The organism is Altererythrobacter xiamenensis (genome assembly GCF_900177715.1).
Lineage (GTDB): Bacteria > Pseudomonadota > Alphaproteobacteria > Sphingomonadales > Sphingomonadaceae > Erythrobacter > Erythrobacter xiamenensis.
In genome coordinates this window covers 907865-924358 of sequence record NZ_FXWG01000002.1, presented here as the reverse complement: position 1 = coordinate 924358, position 16494 = coordinate 907865, and the positions used below count along the sequence as shown (strand labels likewise).

Below are 16494 nucleotides of genomic sequence, written 5' to 3'. Positions count from 1 at the left end.
GTAGCCTCAGCAGCAGGAGGTCTTGGCGGGAGTCAGCTGCGGTGCACAGCAGGCGCTTGACGCAGCATTGGCGGAAGCGAGCTGATTGAGATCAGGACTGCCGCCATAGGTTGTGCTCTCGCCTTCGGTCAGGAAGGCTTCCCACACCACGCCATCAGGATCGGCGATCCAACTCTTCTCGGACTGCGCATAGCAACAGGTGGTCGCGCCTTCGTCGAGCACGGGACGATCCGCAGCCTTGAGGCGGCCAAAGACCTCTTCGAGTTCGGCCTTGTACTCGACCTGCAAGCCGACATGTTCGATACCCTTGGTGGCATCATCGCGCATCGAGATCGCGAAATTGATGCGGGGGTCATCCAGCAACCATTTGGCATAGTCGGCCTTCACCACGGAAGGCTCGGCACCGAACAGGCTCGAGTAAAAGGCTATGGACTTGTCGAGGTCGGTCACGCCGACATGCATATGGAAGCGTTTCATCAGGCGCTCTTTCGTTGAGAGGAGGGCAGGCAGGCGGTGTCCTCGGAACAGGCCATGCCGCCGCAGCAGTTTTCCGTGAGGTAGCTCATCAGGCCATTCATCGCGGCGTAGTCCGCCGAATAGATGATCGAGCGGCTTTCCCGCCGCTGGGTAGCCAGTCCCGCATTGGCGAGCTGAGCCAAGTGGAAGCTCATCGACGATGGGGGAACATTTAGCTTCTCAGCCAACACCCCAGCGGCGACGCCTTCCTCTCCGGCCTGAACTAGAAGACGGAACGCGGCGAGGCGATGCTCCTGCGCCAAGGCGGATAGTGCGCGGATCACGCGGTCTGCATTCATCGCCTACTCCAATGATTCGATAATTATCGAAATATGGAAATATGCGATCTGCGTCAAGCAGGTTTCCAGAGACTTGCAGCCCCGACATTCTGCCAAGTTGATTCCGTTATGAGCCGAGCCATGACCAACACCGTACAGTCCGCAACCGGCCCAGCTTTGGCCATTATCCGCAGCAAAAGAGCGAGCCCGCTCTTGGCGGATAATGTTGAGGCCGATAGCGACTTTCTCGCCAGTTGAAGCCGTCACTTGCGCAGCATGCACCTGCGCTCCTGGGTTTCCCACGAAGGATCAATGGCACGGATATTGAGGAGAGCAGAGCTGTCGATACCGGCACGTAGCCTTCCATCCAGCACTGCCTCGACCACTGCCGGTGACAAGAACGCGAGCCGCAGCACCCTGACTATATAGGATCGGCTGACGCTCTCGAGGGCTGCGAGATTTGAGGGATCGATTCCAGTTTCCACAATGCGCTGCCACCATGTCCTCGCCTTCACTATCAGGCGCAGAAGGGTAAGATCTACTCCTTCCTCCGTGGCAGCGGCCCCATTGTCATCGATCAAGCGAAGCGCCCGGCCCGTGCGGGCAAGGCGGACAGCGCAGTCGCGCTCGATCAGTGGCTGGCTTACATCGCTTGCGGTCAGCCCGACTGCCGCGGCGAGGCTTGGGACCAAGATCTCGATTCTGAGACCGGTTGCTTCCACCCGGACCTCGTGGATGATCGAAGTGAGCAGCCTATGTTGGCCCTCGACGAGTTCTTTCGCCAGAGTCTTGCTCCGCTCCATTAGACCTTCGAGCTCTTGCGGCTCCGAGGATAAGTTGGCGCGTTCGACCAACTGCAAGGGGTCGTTGAGGAGCCTCGCGCATTCCTGCGCTACGACCTGTTCGATCTCTCCCGCCGGGATCCGCATCGGGTTTTTCGTTGCACTTTGCCCGTCGTGATGGAGAGCCTTGCTGACATAGTAGCGGTAGCGGCGCTTACCCTTACGGGTATGGACGGCGATAAGAGGCGCTCCTGACGCATCGACAATGCGGCCCGCAAGGGTACTCACTGTCCGAGATCGGCCGCCCCGCGTTCCCTTGACATTGCCGGTGAGCCGGCCCTGCACTGCCTTCCACAGAGCTAGGTTGATGATAGCCGAGTGTTGGCCTTGGTGCTGCTCGCCGCGATGGAGGATACGGCCGATGTAGATTGGATTGCGCAGAATGGCGTAGAGCTGTCCGCGGCGGAAAGGGCCTCCCCCGTAAGCCTTACCGCTTGAAGTCTTCCGCCTGGGGCAATGCCGACCCTCGCTCTTCAGGCTTTCAGCGACCAGGCGGACATTGCCGAGCTCGCGGTATCGCTCGAAAATGCCGCGCACGAGCGCTGCATGCTCCTCGACCACCACCAGCGTGCGTCCATGGGGCTTGTAGCCAAGTGGCGGGATCCCGCCCATCCACATGCCCTTGGCCTTGGAGGCCGCGATCTTGTCGCGGATCCGCTCGGCGGTGACCTCGCGCTCAAACTGCGCAAAGGAAAGCAGCATGTTGAGGGTCAGGCGCCCCATGCTGGTAGTGGTGTTGAAGGACTGGGTAACCGAGACAAAGCTGGTCCCGGCCTGGTCGAGAGCTTCGACCAACTTGGCAAAGTCGAGCAGCGAGCGGGTCAGGCGGTCGAGCTTGTAGATCACGATGATATCGACCTTGCCCGCCGCGACATTGGCGAGCAGGCGCTGAAGCGCCGGTCGCTCAAGCGTCCCACCGGAGAGCCCGCCATCGTCGTATTTGTCAGGGAGCAAGGTCCAGCCCTCGCTGGCCTGGCTCAACACATAGGCACCGCAGGCCTCGCGCTGGGCGTCGAGCGAATTGAAATCCTGTTCGAGGCCGTCCTCGCTCGATTTCCTAGTGTAGATCGCGCAGCGCACACTCTTCATGTCGCCTTGCGCTGCCTGAGCCCGAAGAACGCTGGGCCTGACCAGCGTGTGCCGGTGATCGCGCGGGCCACTTCGCTGAGCGAGCGCCAGGTCTTCTCCTGCCAGTGGATCAGGCCGTCCTCGTCTATGTGCACGGTATGGAGTGTCCCATTCCACTCGCGAACCAGGCGCATTCCGGGGCGTAGGGTATCGGGCGCGGAGTTCTTGCCCGCCAAATAGGCCAAGCGCTGCTCGGTCCGGCGCGACAGGCCGCCGTGGAGCGCAGCTTGCAGTTCGTAGGCCAGCGCCAGGCGCAGCAGCGTTTGACGCACTCGCGGGACTGGCTGGTCGCAGACCTCCAGCCAGCGGGAACGCAACTGGGCGAGAGTCATGTCGGCCAGTGCGGTCAGATCGGCGTCGAGGTCTGTGAGCTTTGTGATCTGGCTCCCTGGATGGCTATTCGATTGGTAGTTGTCCGGCTCGCTTGCGGGCGCTCCCGCATCGCTATGGGCTCTTTTCGAATTGTTGTTTGCCATGGGTGCTCCTTTTTGGGAGCATGGCTTCATCGCTGCTCCCACCACCCACAGTCCGGCACGCCATGCGCTCCGGACCTTGGCCTAACGCCCAGAATCAGCGCTGCCGCCGGCACCATACATCGCGCAACGAATACACTAGTCTAGTAGATTCAGCAAGTTGAAATAAAAATCCAAAGGGCTGAGTATGGAAACGGCACCACGGGATTGATCTCGTGTCTACCCTGGTTTTGAAGCCTGGGAGGTCTGATCCGGATTGATAATACAAACTATGTCAAATCCGTCACCAAAGCCAATAGGTGCCGGTCTGCCAGCATCTATTGGCTCATACGCGAGGGAGTCTTGGAAGCATTCTTCGTTCGGCAATAAGATACTCAAAGCAGTGACATGCGAAATACCGCTGTTCCAATGGCCATCATCTGCGAGACACACATCGAGTGCGTTTTCGAGAGATGACCGGTTCGCCTCTCACTTCACCCGAGAGCAGACTGTCCGCTATCGGCCCCGTTTCAGACATTCGCGTGGGTTGTGGCGGAAACCCCGTCTGATCAGTTCAGCGATTGCGCCAACGTGCTGTAGTCATGATGGCCCGTGACGGGCGCAATCCGCTCAGCCCAGAGCGCGTCGATTTTCTCTGCGACCGAAGCTGGCAAGATTTTTGACGCGCTTCCGCTGGCTTGTACCTTGGTCGAATCTGAGTCAGCCGAGATGCCGCACCGTTTTTCGAGGACGGCGCACATCATCGCATCGTCAAAGCGATCCTGGTGCTCGACCATGAACTCGCGACTGGCCCGCTCAACTACCAACGCTTCGCTTTCCGGGGAAAGATCTACTCCCATGAAAGCGGCGAGACGGCGAACCGTCTCCTCCTTGTTCTTCACCACCCAAGTGTAATCCAGCAAGAGCGTATCCGGCTCCCTGCGCCGTGCATACCAGCTGGTGATATGGGTTGCGTAATCGCAGCCTCCCGGTCCCCCGCCCAACCATAGCGGCCAGAAATCTTCCATTGAAACCGCATCACGCTCAAGCTGCCAGCCGTTGAAGAAACGGTACATCGAGACATAGGTCTCTTTCGGCTCTCGCAGTGTGATTACGTAACGCTGGCCCTCTGGCAGGCGTTCATACTCCCGGTGAGACTTGAACCCGCGCGGTTGAGCGCGTTGGGGAACCGTCATGTCGAAATCGAGCATGTAGGCGGTGTCATCCCAAGGCACGACCCTACTGATGTCATCAAAATCCATATCGCCGCCGCGGTGTGCTGTGCGGATCTGGTGGAACATCTGTTGCATCATCGTGGTGCCGCTCTTGGCCCAACTGGTGATGAAAACATCTGCCGGCGATCCTTCCGGCGGGCATTCGTAAGGCTTGTGGTGGGGCCGTTCGCCGGCCATCGCCTTGCCCATCACTGCGCCAAAGTCTTCAACGCTTCTCGCTTGCCCGATCAAATCCGTCATTCGCCAATCCTTCCAAAGTGCCCGGCAGGATCTGTCGGACTTACTGTTCGGTCAATATCTGCGGGGCGGCTGCGAAAGGCTTGATACCGAAGTTCGGGTAAACTTCGCTGGGGAAGTAAACAGTTCCATTCGATACGACCATCTGGATGCTCTTGATCTGCTTGAGATCGGCGGTCGGATCACCGGCGACCAGAAAGAAATCGGCATACTTTCCTTTCTCGATCGAGCCAAGGTCCTCATCCTGGCCCAAGTATTCGGCCATGTCATACGTGGCGCGCTTCAACACTTGCGCGGGTGTCATGCCGATTTGCTCGAAAAGTTCGAGTTCACGATGATACGCAAAACTGCCGCCGAGGTCGGTGCCGGGCACCAGCAGAATGCCTTTCTCGTGCATCAAGCTCAGTGTTTCGATGATCGTGCCATAGGCGGCGACGTAGGCGTCCCTTTCTTCCTGGTTCTCTGTTCCGAACAGAGCCTGCTTCATGGACCTTTGTGTGTTGACCGGCATATTATCGTACACGTCTACGGAGCCTGCAGGGACTTCCCCGTCGACGGCGGTCAATCCCAGTTCATGGATGGCGATGGTGGGATCGTGTGCGACGCCCTCTTCAGCCATCTTGTTCAGCGTCGACTGAACCTTGTCCCCATCAAGGTCGAGCGAGGGGAAACGCTGCATCGCGGTGAAACGGAACAGGGTTCTCGTATCTTCACCCTCGTTCAGTACCCAGCCGAGCATCAGCTGATTGACATGGGTGATCTCGTCGAAACCGGCATTGATCATAGCATCGGCGGTCGAGAAGGCAGGCACATGGCCGGCGACCCGCATACCGAGTTCATGTGCTTCGCTCACAACAGCGCTCGCCCACTCGGGGTTCATTGAATTGTAGAGCTTCACCTGCGGATAGCCTCGAGCGGCGTACCATCGCACCAGATCGATCGCTTCTTCCTGATTGGCGGCGATCTCTCCGGTCGCGGCGGAAAACTCCGATTTGCCTTCGATGAAACCGGACCGGGTGATGCGCGGTCCTGCGATTACACCGTTGTCGATCCGCTCGATCAGACCGTCCAGGACATTATTTTCATTCCCCATGTCGCGTACGGACGTCACGCCAGCAACAAGGTTCATCAAGGCGTTGTCCTGTCCGATATGGCCATGCATTTCGTACATGCCCGGGACAAGCGTGCCTCCAGCTCCGTCGATAACGGTTTCTCCCTCGGTAACCGGACTGCCGACGCTCTGAATACTGGCAATGCGCTCGCCGCTTACGACGACATCTTTCGCCTCAGTGAGAGCAAGCCCCTTCGGGTCGAAAATGCGAACATTCCGGATGCGCACGGGCCCGTCGAAATTACGTGCAGCCTGTGCCTGGATTTCAACGAAGCGCTGCGTCGAGTAGCGCTCGGCCTCGGCCCGCAGAGCTTCGTCGGCGGCCTCGTAACCTTTGCGGATGATCGCGAAACGGGGCGAGGCGACCGCGAACAGTCTCAGGTCTTGATCAAGGGTGACGTGCACAGGATTGGTCGAAAGGCCGGTGATTTCGTAGGTGGTAACGGTCACCTCACCCGCTTCACCATCGTAGCTCGCGGTATTGCGCGCCCTGATGCGTGCGGTGCCGCCAGGAAGTACCGCCATTTCGCCGTCCGGATCTTCAAGCAGAGCCTTCGCAAGCAGAGAGACGCCCCAAGGGCTGCCGTTCTGGTCGATGTAGAACGAGCACGCATCCGCCGAACCCGGCCCGGTCGAGTCCCGCCATTCTGCTTTCCCGTCATTGCAGGCATAGCTCTCGTTCACCGGGTTTCCGAAGGTGGTCCGGCCGGTAATGGTCCAGTTTATCGGGTTGCCTTCGGGGCCGGTAAGCACGGTTTCCGCGATCGTCGGGCCCCTGCCGTTCTGCTTGTAGTCGAATACGATAGCCGACGTGTCGCCTTCGGTTTCGACCTCGAGTCCGCCGACATCATCACCCCCGAACAGCACGCGATATTCGTGGGTCTGGGCTAGCGCCGAAGTGGAACAAAGCGCAGCAACGGAAACGACGAAAAACTTCATGAAAGGCCCCTCCTTGATTTGGCCCGACCTTAGATCGAGTGTCCGATTTTACAATGAGGTTCCCCGCCAAGCCGCACCTTTGTCATTCACGTGAGCATGGGTCTGATCTGAATCTTCAGGGGGCATAAAGGCCATGGGTTCCGAGCGCGGAATTCCCATTCTCGACGTTCAATCCAGCTTATATGCAGCGCCAGATACGGGGCGGTCAGCGGTCAGTCCGCTTCTGGCCGAGCAACGTCGCAAAGCCGCCATTCCGCTAACGACCCGATTGCTGCCATTTCTTTTGGACCGGAATCTGCACTGCGGAATCCCGTGATCGCTGTCGCTTAGATTAAATCATGCCAAGCTTGTGAGCGAGAAGGATGGTCGCGGCCAGCGAAGCGCCTAGACAACCCGCCCAGGCGATCCAGAGCTGGCCGATCGCACGACGAATAACGATTGCATTGACCAAGGCGAAAACGACCAGGAAAACAACGCTGGCGCTTTTCACGAGTTCACCAATACCGCCTATGACTGCCAAGAAAATTGCTACGCCGGAGATGAGTAGGACGCCGACGTAGGGGACGCCCGCCTTATCGGTCTTGGCGAAGATCGCGGGCATCTCTCCTTCGCTAGCGACTGACCGGGCCAAACGCGCAGTTGCAAACAGTGTCGCGTTTATCGCTGACGCCGTCGAAAAAGCTGCCGCAATGGTGACTAGAATAAAACCGGTCATGCCGAGTGCAGCGCGACCCGCAGACGCCAAGGCGACCTCTCGTTCTTCAACTATCGCCTCTGCACCAACAAGCATGGGAGCGCCGAGCGAAACTGCAATATAGATGACTATCGCTGTAAGAATGGATGCAGGCATAACCTTCGGTAAGAGTTTCTCGGCATCAGCCATCTCGTCATAGTCATAAGCCAGAAGCTGAAACCCCTCGTAGGCCATGAACACAGTGCCTGCACCGATGACCATTCCGATCCACCCGGGCTGCTCGGGAATAGCGAGATCGCCGGCATCCCATTGAGACAATCCAAATATAGCCAAGCCCGCAAGAATGGCGATCTTGCCCCATACGGCGATAATCTCGAGGGTCGAAGCTTCACCAACCCCAAGCAGATTTACGCCCGCGAGCACTATGATCGAGGCTACGGCCAACCCTTGCGGCATCCATGCTGGCCCTCCCAGAGCATTGGCTGCATAAGCTCCAAATGTGAATGCATAGACTGCCACTGTAAGAGTGTAACCGAGGATCAATATCCACGCTGTCCAGCGCGCAATGCGCTCATGTTGCTGCTCGCGCAGAAAGCGATAAACCCCTCCTGGTTTTCCGCTTTCAACAGTGAGCGCAGCGTAGCTGTGTCCGGTGGCCAATGCGATTAGGCCACCTATTAAAAAGCTGCCCCACGCCCATGCGCCCGCCACTTCAATCACAACACCAAGCGTGGCGAATATCCCCCCGCCGATCATGCCGCCGACGGCCATTGACCAGGATGCATTGAAGCCGAGTTGTGCTTTGCTACTCACGCCAATTGGCTAGGACTCTTTGATTTTTCGGGCAAGGCTGCAAGCCTCCAAGCCGTCGGGAAATGCTTTCTGGGCTGGACCCGTCTCGGAAACATCGCAGGGAAGTTGCGTTTCTTGCATGAGGAGGAGACAATGAATTGGAAGCCTAGCCGGATAAAAATAGTCGCGGCGGTCGTTATCACGAGCTTGTCGATGATCTCGTGCGATATGCCGCGCGATCCCCAGTTGACCACGGACCTTGTCAAAGAGACCGGGACAATACGCCTTGGCTGGGTAGAGGGCGCCAAGGCCGACGAGCATGTGTCCGACGCGCTCGCCAACCTTCAGAAAAAAACCGGCGCCGATTTAGAGATAACTCGCGGCGATAGCGAACAAGTCTTTGCCGACCTCGCTGGAGGAAAGATCGACCTGGTTTACGGTAAATTCCCGATCGACAGCCCTTGGAGCAAGGAGGTTTATTTTGGGCGCGCTCTCGGCTGGAGAGCGCGCGCGCCAAAACAAGAGTCGGTTAGCCGCTTTGCCATGCGCAACGGGGAGAATGGTTGGATCATGCTTGTCGAGGAGGCCGCGCGACCATGAGTAAGCTCCCTGAAGAAATCCGTGGCGATATGCGAAAGGCTAAAAAGCTCGAGTGGTGGACACTCGTAGGCATGGCAAGCGTCGTCGTCGTGATGTATTTTGCGATGGGCGGCAGCCAGGCAATGAAAACCGCGTTTCTCGAGGATCTGCTCGGCCTCGTGCCTGCTGCAACATTCCTCCTCGCCGCTCGCCTCGAACCAAAGGAACCTACTGAGAGACACCCCTTCGGATTCGTGCGTGTAAACAGTCTCGCGTTTCTTGCTTCCGCCGTAGTGTTGGCCGCGATGGGGTTCTGGCTACTTTATGACGGCGTGACCGCCTTGATGAAGGGGGAGCACCCCTCAATCGGGCCGGTTACCATGTTCGGCTATACCTTTTGGATGGGTTGGCTGATGATCGCGGCGCTCGCCTACTCGATAATCATTCCAACAATTCTAGGCAGACTGAAAAAACCAGTCGCGGACAATCTGCGAGACAAGGTTCTGCACACCGATGCACAAATGCAGAAGGCTGACTGGCAGACCGGGCTTGCCGGCATCTTAGGCATTTTGGGCATCGGGCTGGGCTTCTGGTGGGCGGACTCCGCCGCCGCTGCCCTAATCTCCTTTTCGATTATCGCCGATGGACTGAAGAACGCGCATACCGCCTCTGCAGAGCTTCTTGATGGCGCTCCGCGAAAGCTGAAAGGATCGGATATATCCCCAGAAGCTCTTCGCTTGCAGAAGCGCCTGAGAAACCAATGGCCTGAGAGCACAGTAAGGGTGAGAGAGTCTGGTCGCTACATGATAGCAAACGTTCACGGAATCGGAGTGCCTGGAGAAATTCCATCTCTGAAGGATTTGATGGGCGAAGACCCAACATGGCGCTTGGCGGAGATTAATTTTACCCCGCCCAATTGCACGCAGGAAGAGCTGCGCGACTAAGGTCAAGGCGTTCTACCCAGTTCCGCTATCCACCCAATTTTGGTCGTTGGCCGAGGTCAGTAAGTGGGCCGAATCCGGACAGTCTGCTTTTGGATCCCAAGCTCGAAGACATTGCTTCGTGCATATTTAGAACGGCGATTAAAGACACCGGCGAAGGCGAACGTATTTGGCGGACAAGCCCGCCGCCGGAGCTTCCAAAACGAGTGTTATCGAATTGTAAATCGCAGCTGCGACGTTGCTAGTGCGGGTGGATGAAGAACGCCGGTGGCGCCTCGAATTCCTCCCGCATCGCAGATTCACGCAGATGTAGCGGGGAGTATTATGAGAAAAACGAAACACATTGCAGGTGTGGCCGCAGGACTGGTCTTGGCAGGGGGAGCCGCCGCTTTCCTTCCCGGTATCGGCCTTATTGCGGCAGATCACCTCGATCCGCCGGAACGCACCGATCCGAGCCAGGATGATACGCCCGATCGTGCGGCCGACATAGCGGACCTTTACGCTTGGCACACAGGCGACAGGGTTAACATGATCCTGACCTTCGCAGGACCTCAGGCCACCAGCGAACCGGCCACCTACGACCGCGATGTCCTCTATACCATCAACGTATCGAATGCGGGCAGCCGCACCGACGCCGAAATTCCAATTCGCATCCGTTTCGGCAGCGGAATGGGCAGCAACGACTACGGCGTACAGGTTTCCGGTGTTCCGGGCACCGCTGGTCCCATCCAGGGATCGGTCGAGACCACGCTGATGAGCGACGGAGTCATGGCCCGCGCGGGCCTGTTCGACGATCCGTTCTTCTTCGACCTGCAGGGTTTCAAGGACACGGCGTCCTCTGGAACTCTGATGTTCGATGCGGACCGGGATTTCTTCGCCGGACAGAACCTCACCGCGGTGGTGCTGAGCATACCTCGCGACCGCATCGAGAACGGCGAAAACCCGATCGATGTCTGGGCAACAACCGCACGTTTCGGAGGACAGCTGTAATGAAAACTCCCACCTTCAAGCGCCGAGTGCTTCATTCGGCACCGTTGCTGTTCATCGCCTTCGGCGTAACAGCGTGCTTCGATGACGACGACGATGACGATATTATGATGCCGGCCCCGACGCCGACACCCACTCCGCCCGCAACGGGGACCTACGACGTCACGGCCTGCCTTGAGCAGGAGGTTGCGCCCGGGGTTGCCGTGGCCGACCTGATCGTGCCCGACACGCTGACGCTTAACCTGGCGGGGGCATCGGGATTCCCGAATGGCCGTCAACTTGCTGACCCGGTCATCGACGTCACATTGGCCGTTATCTTCCTCGACCTGAGCGTCCACTCGCCGACTACGCTGGCTGGGCTTCCGTTAAACCCGCCGGCGAATGATGTGGCCTTCCGCAGCGACTTCCCGTTTCTGGCGCCGCCGCAGGGCTCGCCGCCGGTTACCACTTCGACCAGCACCAGCTTCGATTTCCGCACAGCAGCGGTTTCGGAATATGTGCGGGTAGACCGGATGGGCATGCCGGCCGTGGCCACGGCGTTGATCGGCTCGGACTCCAAAATCGCTTATAACGATGCGGATCCGGCCGACGATGTCGCAGGAACCTTCGTGCCTGAACTGGCCGAGCAGCTGACCGGGCTGACCAACGCCCTTGCCGACGATCTCGTCGGGGCAGGCCTTACGCCCTGCGCGACGGAAGAGACCTAAGCACAAGCGGGACCGGATCTTCCTGTCCGGTCCCACACCCTTTCTTCCGGAGAACATGACCGTGGCACAACCGAAGCGCTGGACATTGTCGCTCGGGATTCCGCTGCTCGTCGTCGGCGCCGTTGCCGGAATCGAATTCGTCCAGCAGCAACAAAGCGAGATGGCACCCGTTCGCCTCCATCTTGCCTTTCCCGAAGCCGGTTTCGGAGCGACCGATCAGGAAGAGGCCCGGGGTGCTACCGAACGGCGGCTGTCACTGGCACGTGAACGCGTCGCAAGGGACAAGGGTTCGTGGTTGGCCAGACAGATGCTGTCGCGCAGTCTGTCGCGGGCCTATGCCACGAATGGGGACTTCGCCGCACTGGCAAAGGCCGGACGCGAACTGGGCGAAGGGCGGCGGCTGGCCGTTGCCGGTACTGGCCCGAACCTCGTCAGTGCGGAATGGGCGATGTCGGTCCACGATCTAGAATTGGCGGAGCGCAGTCTCGACGCCTTCGACGCGCAGGTCGCCAAGCTCTCCCGCAGCGAGGAAATGGCTGCGCTCGCCCTGCGAGGCGACCTTGCCTTCTATCGCGGCAACATGCCTCTGGCGCGAGACATCTACCGACAGTCGGAGACGGTCGAGCGCGGCCCGGGCATTCTGGTTCGCCAGGCGACCGTGGCAAAGGCCGAGGGAAAGTTCGACGACGCCATCGATCTTCTGCGCGAGGCAGCCAGGGCCGACACGCTGCGTACGCCACAAGGCCTAGCCAATCTTTCTATCCAGATCGGAGCCATCGAATTTGCCCGCGGGCGCTACGCCGCCGCGAGCGCGTGGTACGCCAGAGCTGCTGATCTGTTTCCGGGCTACTGGAAAACCCGTCTCTACCAGAGCGAAGCTACACTGCTGTCGGGCCGGATAGACGAAGCGATCGCGCTTCTCGAAAGCGTGGTCGAATACAATCGCGCGCCGGAGGCCATGGATGCTTTGGCAATGATCCATCGCCATCGGGGTGACCGAAAGAACAGCCTGCGCTGGTCGCAGCAGGCTAGCACCGAATGGTCGCGGCGCATCGACGCCCTGCCGTCCGCCGCGATCGCCCATGCGACCGAGCATGAGCTCGCTTTCGGCGATGCCCGCAAGGCACTCGGCATGGCTAGGCGCAATGTCGATGCCCGCCCGTACGGCGAGGCGCGCATACTCCTTGCCAAGGCGCTCAATGCAAATGGCCGCTATTCCGATGCCCGCAGGGAATTGATGGCGGCAAAAGAAAGTGGGTGGAGAAGCGCGATGCTTTTCTTGGAACTGGCACGCAGCGAAGAGGCGTCCGGCAATATGGGGGCCGCGGCAAAGGCGCGGGAGGAGGCGATCGAACTCAACCCCGAAATCATGTCGCCGAAAGCGGCGCTCGTATGGTTCGCTCACGGATGAGAAATTGGATCTTCATCGCTTCTGTTCTGCTCGCGGCGTGCCTGGCTCTCTTGCCGGCATCCGGCGTAAAAGGACACACCACGCCCGACAGCCAGGTGACGCTCCACATTCACGATCGGCGGATCGTCGCCGACGTCATCATACCGGCCAGCGAATACGGCTATGCGACGGGCAATTTGGACGCGAACGATGAAGGTTCCCTCAAATCCGCACGTGCCTATATTGCAGCACATGCATCCATCGCCGATCGCTCCGGAGAGGAATGGGACGAACGTATCGACAATCTTCGCTTCGCGACCGTCTCGGGACCGAAGGATTTGCTGGCGACTATCACCTTTACCGCGCCCGGCGACGCGGTGGATGAAGCCATCACTCTGAGCTGGTCTCCGGTGCTGGAGCAGACCCCCGACCACTTCGCCACCGTGCTGGTGCAGCGCGAAGGCTCCGGCGAGGCCCCCGAACTCGCGGGGCTCCTGCGCCAGGGCGATACGCAGATCGAAATTCCGCGCGGCCGTTCCGGTTTCAGCATCCGGTTTGGCTCCGCCATGCGTCTGGGCATCGAACACATAATGGGCGGGCTGGACCATTTGGCTTTCCTACTCGTCCTGCTGCTGGCGGCTCCACTGGTCGCCAAGAATGGGCGCTGGCAAGGACTGCGAAACCATCGCGGCTCCATTCGCGCATTGGTGATTCTGGCGACCGGTTTCACGATCGGCCATTCCCTGACGCTGGTCGGCGTGGTCTTGAGCGGTGCGACCTTGCCAGGGTCTGTCGTGGAGCCGGCGATCGCAGCCACCGTCCTCATCACCGCCGTTCACGCGGTCCGCCCGATCTTCGCGCGCAGGGAGCTTGTCGTCGCCATCGTGTTCGGCCTAATCCACGGCCTCGGTTTCGCAGGCTTCGTGCAGCAGACCGAAGCTCAAGTCGGGCGGAGCATGGCAACGCTGGCCGGTTTCAATATTGGCATCGAAGTAATCCAGGTGGCGCTGATCGTGCTGTTCGTCCCTGTCCTGTTATGGCTGGAAAGGAAAGCACTCTATCGGCCGGTACGTCTCGCACTGGCTTCCTTGGTCGGCGCGATGTCCGTCTACTGGATCGTTTCGCGCATCGGATTGATACCGGGATGAGCGCTCCTGTCTCCAGTTCTGCAAGTGGTCGAAGGGGCCTCTGGCGATTTCCAAATCCACTTGTAGGAGCTGAATCCGCGGACGCAGTCGATCTGGTCGAAGTCAGGATCGACACTACGCAGCGTGGACCGCGCCCGTCCGACATAGACGGCGATGGACTGGTCGTAGATCTCTCCGCCCAGGCAGCCAGCAAGGTGCGCCGTCGTCAGGGCGCGTCCCTCCGCTCTCACCAGGGCTTCGATGATCTCGTGCTGGCAACGTGGCAAGGCCAGTCTCTCGCGATTGAACAGCAGCACTCCCCGGTCCAGCAAAACGATATTGCCAAAGACCAAAGGCTGGAATGCCTCCAGCCGCTCTCCGCAATTCGGACATTTGTGCATCCATCACTCTCCGTACGCTCCCGTCCCGGTGCGATCGGACGGGTTCCGGTGAGCAGCTACACCGAGGATGCCTGATCGGATGCAGCAAGGGCGAAAACTCAGTTCGCAGTCTTACTTCCGGCGGGTCGGGAGAACGAACGGAAGAAATATAACGCAAGGAATGTCAGCTTCGGTTGCTCAGTGTGTGTATTACCTATGACCGGAATTGGGGCGCAAAGCGGATAAAGAATGGAGACGAGTTAGCGTTAGACTGACAGCACCGCCACTTCGTTTGCATAAACTTCTGGAACCCAGTCGCTACTGCGTGACCGTTTCCAATTCCGGCGATGGGATTGCGACCCAATTGGTCGCCGACAGCGACCTGCCTGCAAACCTCACCTATGTGAGCAGTTCGATACTTTCGGGTTCCACTTGCGGGACTGCAACCGTCGCCGAAGATGACGATGCCAGCGGAACCGATGAAAACGATCCAAGGGGCGCTTCATTCAGCGGCTCGACTTTTACGTTGCAGTCTGCCTTGCTTGGTCCGGGCGAAGCTTTCGCCATGGTGTTTCAGGCCCTGATCGACTGAGCCTTTGGGCCGGCAGGATCCGTGATCCGTTCGTTTTGCATGCTGGTTTGCGCTCGCAGCCAGAAGCGGTGGCGCGGCCTGACAGCAATCGGCTCTTAGACTATCGATCGCTTACGAGCGCTTCAGCCCTTCCATTCGCGGCGTACTTCGGCAATCTTGAGCACTTCGTAGGCGACCTGCAGTTTCTGGAACTCGGCCGCGGCTTCCTTATCGCCGGGCTTTACGTCGGGATGCACCAGCTTGGCTTTCTCGCGGTAAGCTTTCTTTACCGCAGCGTGATCAGCATCCGCCTCCAATTCGAGCAAGTCGAGCGCGCGCATTTCATCGGCGCTGCGTGACCCGTCGCCAGAGCCGGTCCAGCCGTAATGGGATGCCTCGGCATATCCTGCGCTTTCCTGCCGCTCCGACTTGGCACGCGCTTCTTTCTCGGCCTTGTCTAGTCCCTCGAAATAATCCCACTTCGAATTGTATTCGGCGGCGTGCTTCTGGCAGAAATACCAGCGATCGGGGCTGTTGGGCGCTTTCGGTGCAGGGCAATCGCCCTTCTCTTCGCAGCCATGGCGGTCGCAAAGCCGGACGTTCGTCGCCTCGCGCGAGGAGCCGTAGCCACGCCAGCGCGGGAAACCCCAGTCGTTGGAACGACGCGCCTTAGCCACGCGTCATGCTCACTCGATCTGGAAGAAATGTCGTTTGTCCGACTGTCATGGCATTCAGTCTAGGTGGCCTTGCTTATGATTGAAAGGGATGGGAACCAGTTGCGATTAAAAATGTTGCAATGCAACAGTCCGTTCATAATTTAAGGCTACTGGCCCAATCGCAATGCAGAAAATGAGCAAGCAACTCGCCGTCTCCAGCGCCTTTGCCACCTTCGCGATGGCTGCGATGGCGCTCATCCATACGCCGGACCGGTCGGGTCACGGCACAGAGAGCGGCGTGTTTGCAGTGGAGGCCGAGCTGCCACAGATCGAGCTGCCCGGCCCCTCAATTCTTCCTGGCTAATCGCAGCCAGCGAACCGAAAATCAGTTCACGACGACGCTGACCGCGCGGCGGTTCTGCGCCCAGGCCTCTTCGTTCGAACCCAAGGCGACCGGACGCTCCTTGCCATAGCTGACAGTCCGGATGCGGTTCGCCGCGATCCCAAGGCTGACGAGATAGTTCTTCGCGGAGTTCGCGCGCCGCTCACCCAGGGCGAGGTTGTATTCGCGGGTGCCGCGTTCGTCGGCATGGCCTTCGACGGTGATGTTCACCTGCGGATACTGGCCGAGGTACTGGGCCTGCGTTTGCAGGGCAGCGGCATCGGCACTGTCGATATTGTAGCGATCGGTGTCAAAGTAGATCACGTTCTGACCGTTCACAGCATTTTCGAAATGCATCTGGCTGCCGACTTGCGGGCCAGTGGTGGTCGGCGTCGTATCCGTCACCGGCGCCGTCGTTTCGGCAGGCGGCGGGGGTAGCTCTTCCGGAGCCTTCTTCGCGCAAGCGGCGAGTCCGATCGATCCGGCGAGCAACATGGCAGTGGCAAAACGCGTATTCATACGGGCTTTCCTTTCCCAATAGGGGCCGAGA

Annotated in this window: 18 protein-coding genes; 8 read left to right on the top strand and 10 right to left on the bottom strand. The window is 59.2% G+C overall.

Annotated features, from left to right (window positions below; genetic code table 11):
* Positions 1 to 6 precede the first annotated feature (6 nt).
* The 7 genes from CCE89_RS09915 to CCE89_RS09885 form a co-directional block, all read right to left on the bottom strand.
* Complete coding sequence (locus CCE89_RS09915) at positions 7 to 477, bottom strand: ArsI/CadI family heavy metal resistance metalloenzyme (RefSeq protein WP_086437850.1); 471 nt, start codon at positions 475 to 477, stop codon at positions 7 to 9.
* Entirely contained in the window at positions 477 to 815 is a 339-nt protein-coding gene (locus tag CCE89_RS09910; RefSeq protein WP_086437849.1) for an ArsR/SmtB family transcription factor, read from the bottom strand. The genes CCE89_RS09915 and CCE89_RS09910 overlap by 1 nt, the downstream gene beginning before the upstream one ends.
* A 242-nt stretch (positions 816 to 1057) precedes the next feature.
* Positions 1058 to 2725, bottom strand: a complete 1668-nt coding sequence (locus CCE89_RS09905; protein WP_086437848.1) for a recombinase family protein — start codon at positions 2723 to 2725, stop codon at positions 1058 to 1060.
* Complete coding sequence (locus tag CCE89_RS09900) at positions 2722 to 3240, bottom strand: DUF2924 domain-containing protein (protein ID WP_086437847.1); 519 nt, start codon at positions 3238 to 3240, stop codon at positions 2722 to 2724. Before CCE89_RS09900 ends, CCE89_RS09905 begins: the two co-directional genes overlap by 4 nt.
* A 545-nt stretch (positions 3241 to 3785) precedes the next feature.
* Positions 3786 to 4691: a sulfotransferase domain-containing protein gene (locus CCE89_RS09895; RefSeq protein ID WP_086437846.1), complete on the bottom strand. Its 906-nt coding sequence runs from the start codon at positions 4689 to 4691 to the stop codon at positions 3786 to 3788.
* A 40-nt stretch (positions 4692 to 4731) separates the two neighbouring features.
* Complete coding sequence (locus tag CCE89_RS09890; RefSeq protein ID WP_086437845.1) at positions 4732 to 6738, bottom strand: amidohydrolase family protein; 2007 nt, start codon at positions 6736 to 6738, stop codon at positions 4732 to 4734.
* Positions 6739 to 7069: 331 nt separating this feature from the next.
* Positions 7070 to 8245 (bottom strand): APC family permease, encoded by a 1176-nt coding sequence (locus CCE89_RS09885; RefSeq protein WP_234990027.1) that lies wholly within the window; start codon positions 8243 to 8245, stop codon positions 7070 to 7072.
* Positions 8246 to 8377: 132 nt separating this feature from the next.
* On the opposite strand from CCE89_RS09885, the gene CCE89_RS09880 reads away from it, so the two are divergent.
* The 6 genes from CCE89_RS09880 to CCE89_RS09855 all read left to right on the top strand — a co-directional run bounded on the left by CCE89_RS09880 (position 8378) and on the right by CCE89_RS09855 (position 13976).
* Positions 8378 to 8824 carry a class I SAM-dependent methyltransferase gene (locus CCE89_RS09880; protein WP_143256012.1) on the top strand — a complete coding sequence of 149 codons (447 nt, stop codon included), beginning with the start codon at positions 8378 to 8380 and terminating at the stop codon, positions 8822 to 8824.
* Complete coding sequence (locus CCE89_RS09875) at positions 8821 to 9747, top strand: cation diffusion facilitator family transporter (RefSeq protein WP_086437842.1); 927 nt, start codon at positions 8821 to 8823, stop codon at positions 9745 to 9747. Before CCE89_RS09880 ends, CCE89_RS09875 begins: the two co-directional genes overlap by 4 nt.
* A 321-nt stretch (positions 9748 to 10068) precedes the next feature.
* On the top strand, positions 10069 to 10734 hold the full coding sequence (locus CCE89_RS09870) for a DUF4331 family protein (RefSeq protein WP_086437841.1): 666 nt from the start codon (positions 10069 to 10071) through the stop codon (positions 10732 to 10734).
* Positions 10734 to 11438, top strand: coding sequence for a DUF4331 family protein (locus CCE89_RS09865; RefSeq protein ID WP_086437840.1), 705 nt, complete (start codon positions 10734 to 10736; stop codon positions 11436 to 11438). The genes CCE89_RS09870 and CCE89_RS09865 overlap by 1 nt, the downstream gene beginning before the upstream one ends.
* Before the next feature lie 61 nt (positions 11439 to 11499).
* The gene (locus CCE89_RS09860; protein ID WP_159456639.1) at positions 11500 to 12849 is read left to right on the top strand and encodes a tetratricopeptide repeat protein; all 1350 of its coding nucleotides are present in this window, start codon (positions 11500 to 11502) and stop codon (positions 12847 to 12849) included.
* Complete coding sequence (locus CCE89_RS09855; protein WP_159456638.1) at positions 12846 to 13976, top strand: HupE/UreJ family protein; 1131 nt, start codon at positions 12846 to 12848, stop codon at positions 13974 to 13976. Before CCE89_RS09860 ends, CCE89_RS09855 begins: the two co-directional genes overlap by 4 nt.
* Here CCE89_RS09855 and CCE89_RS09850 read toward each other — a convergent pair.
* On the bottom strand, positions 13937 to 14356 hold the full coding sequence (locus tag CCE89_RS09850) for a response regulator transcription factor (protein WP_143256010.1): 420 nt from the start codon (positions 14354 to 14356) through the stop codon (positions 13937 to 13939). The two genes, CCE89_RS09855 and CCE89_RS09850, sit on opposite strands and share 40 nt — an antisense overlap.
* A 304-nt stretch (positions 14357 to 14660) precedes the next feature.
* Here CCE89_RS09850 and CCE89_RS09845 point away from each other — a divergent pair, with 304 nt between their 5' ends.
* Positions 14661 to 14927, top strand: coding sequence for a hypothetical protein (locus tag CCE89_RS09845; RefSeq protein ID WP_159456637.1), 267 nt, complete (start codon positions 14661 to 14663; stop codon positions 14925 to 14927).
* A gap of 122 nt (positions 14928 to 15049) precedes the next feature.
* Here the strand turns inward: CCE89_RS09845 and CCE89_RS09840 are convergent, their stop codons facing one another.
* Positions 15050 to 15583, bottom strand: a complete 534-nt coding sequence (locus CCE89_RS09840) for a J domain-containing protein (protein ID WP_086437835.1) — start codon at positions 15581 to 15583, stop codon at positions 15050 to 15052.
* 172 nt (positions 15584 to 15755) lie between these two features.
* Between CCE89_RS09840 and CCE89_RS15280 the strand changes: the two genes are divergently transcribed.
* A complete protein-coding gene (locus tag CCE89_RS15280; RefSeq protein WP_159456636.1) occupies positions 15756 to 15926 on the top strand; it encodes a hypothetical protein in 171 nt (56 codons plus the stop codon).
* Positions 15927 to 15947: 21 nt separating this feature from the next.
* On the opposite strand, the gene pal is transcribed toward CCE89_RS15280, so the two are convergent.
* Positions 15948 to 16463, bottom strand: coding sequence for a peptidoglycan-associated lipoprotein Pal (gene pal, locus CCE89_RS09830; RefSeq protein WP_086437833.1), 516 nt, complete (start codon positions 16461 to 16463; stop codon positions 15948 to 15950).
* Positions 16464 to 16494 lie beyond the last annotated feature (31 nt).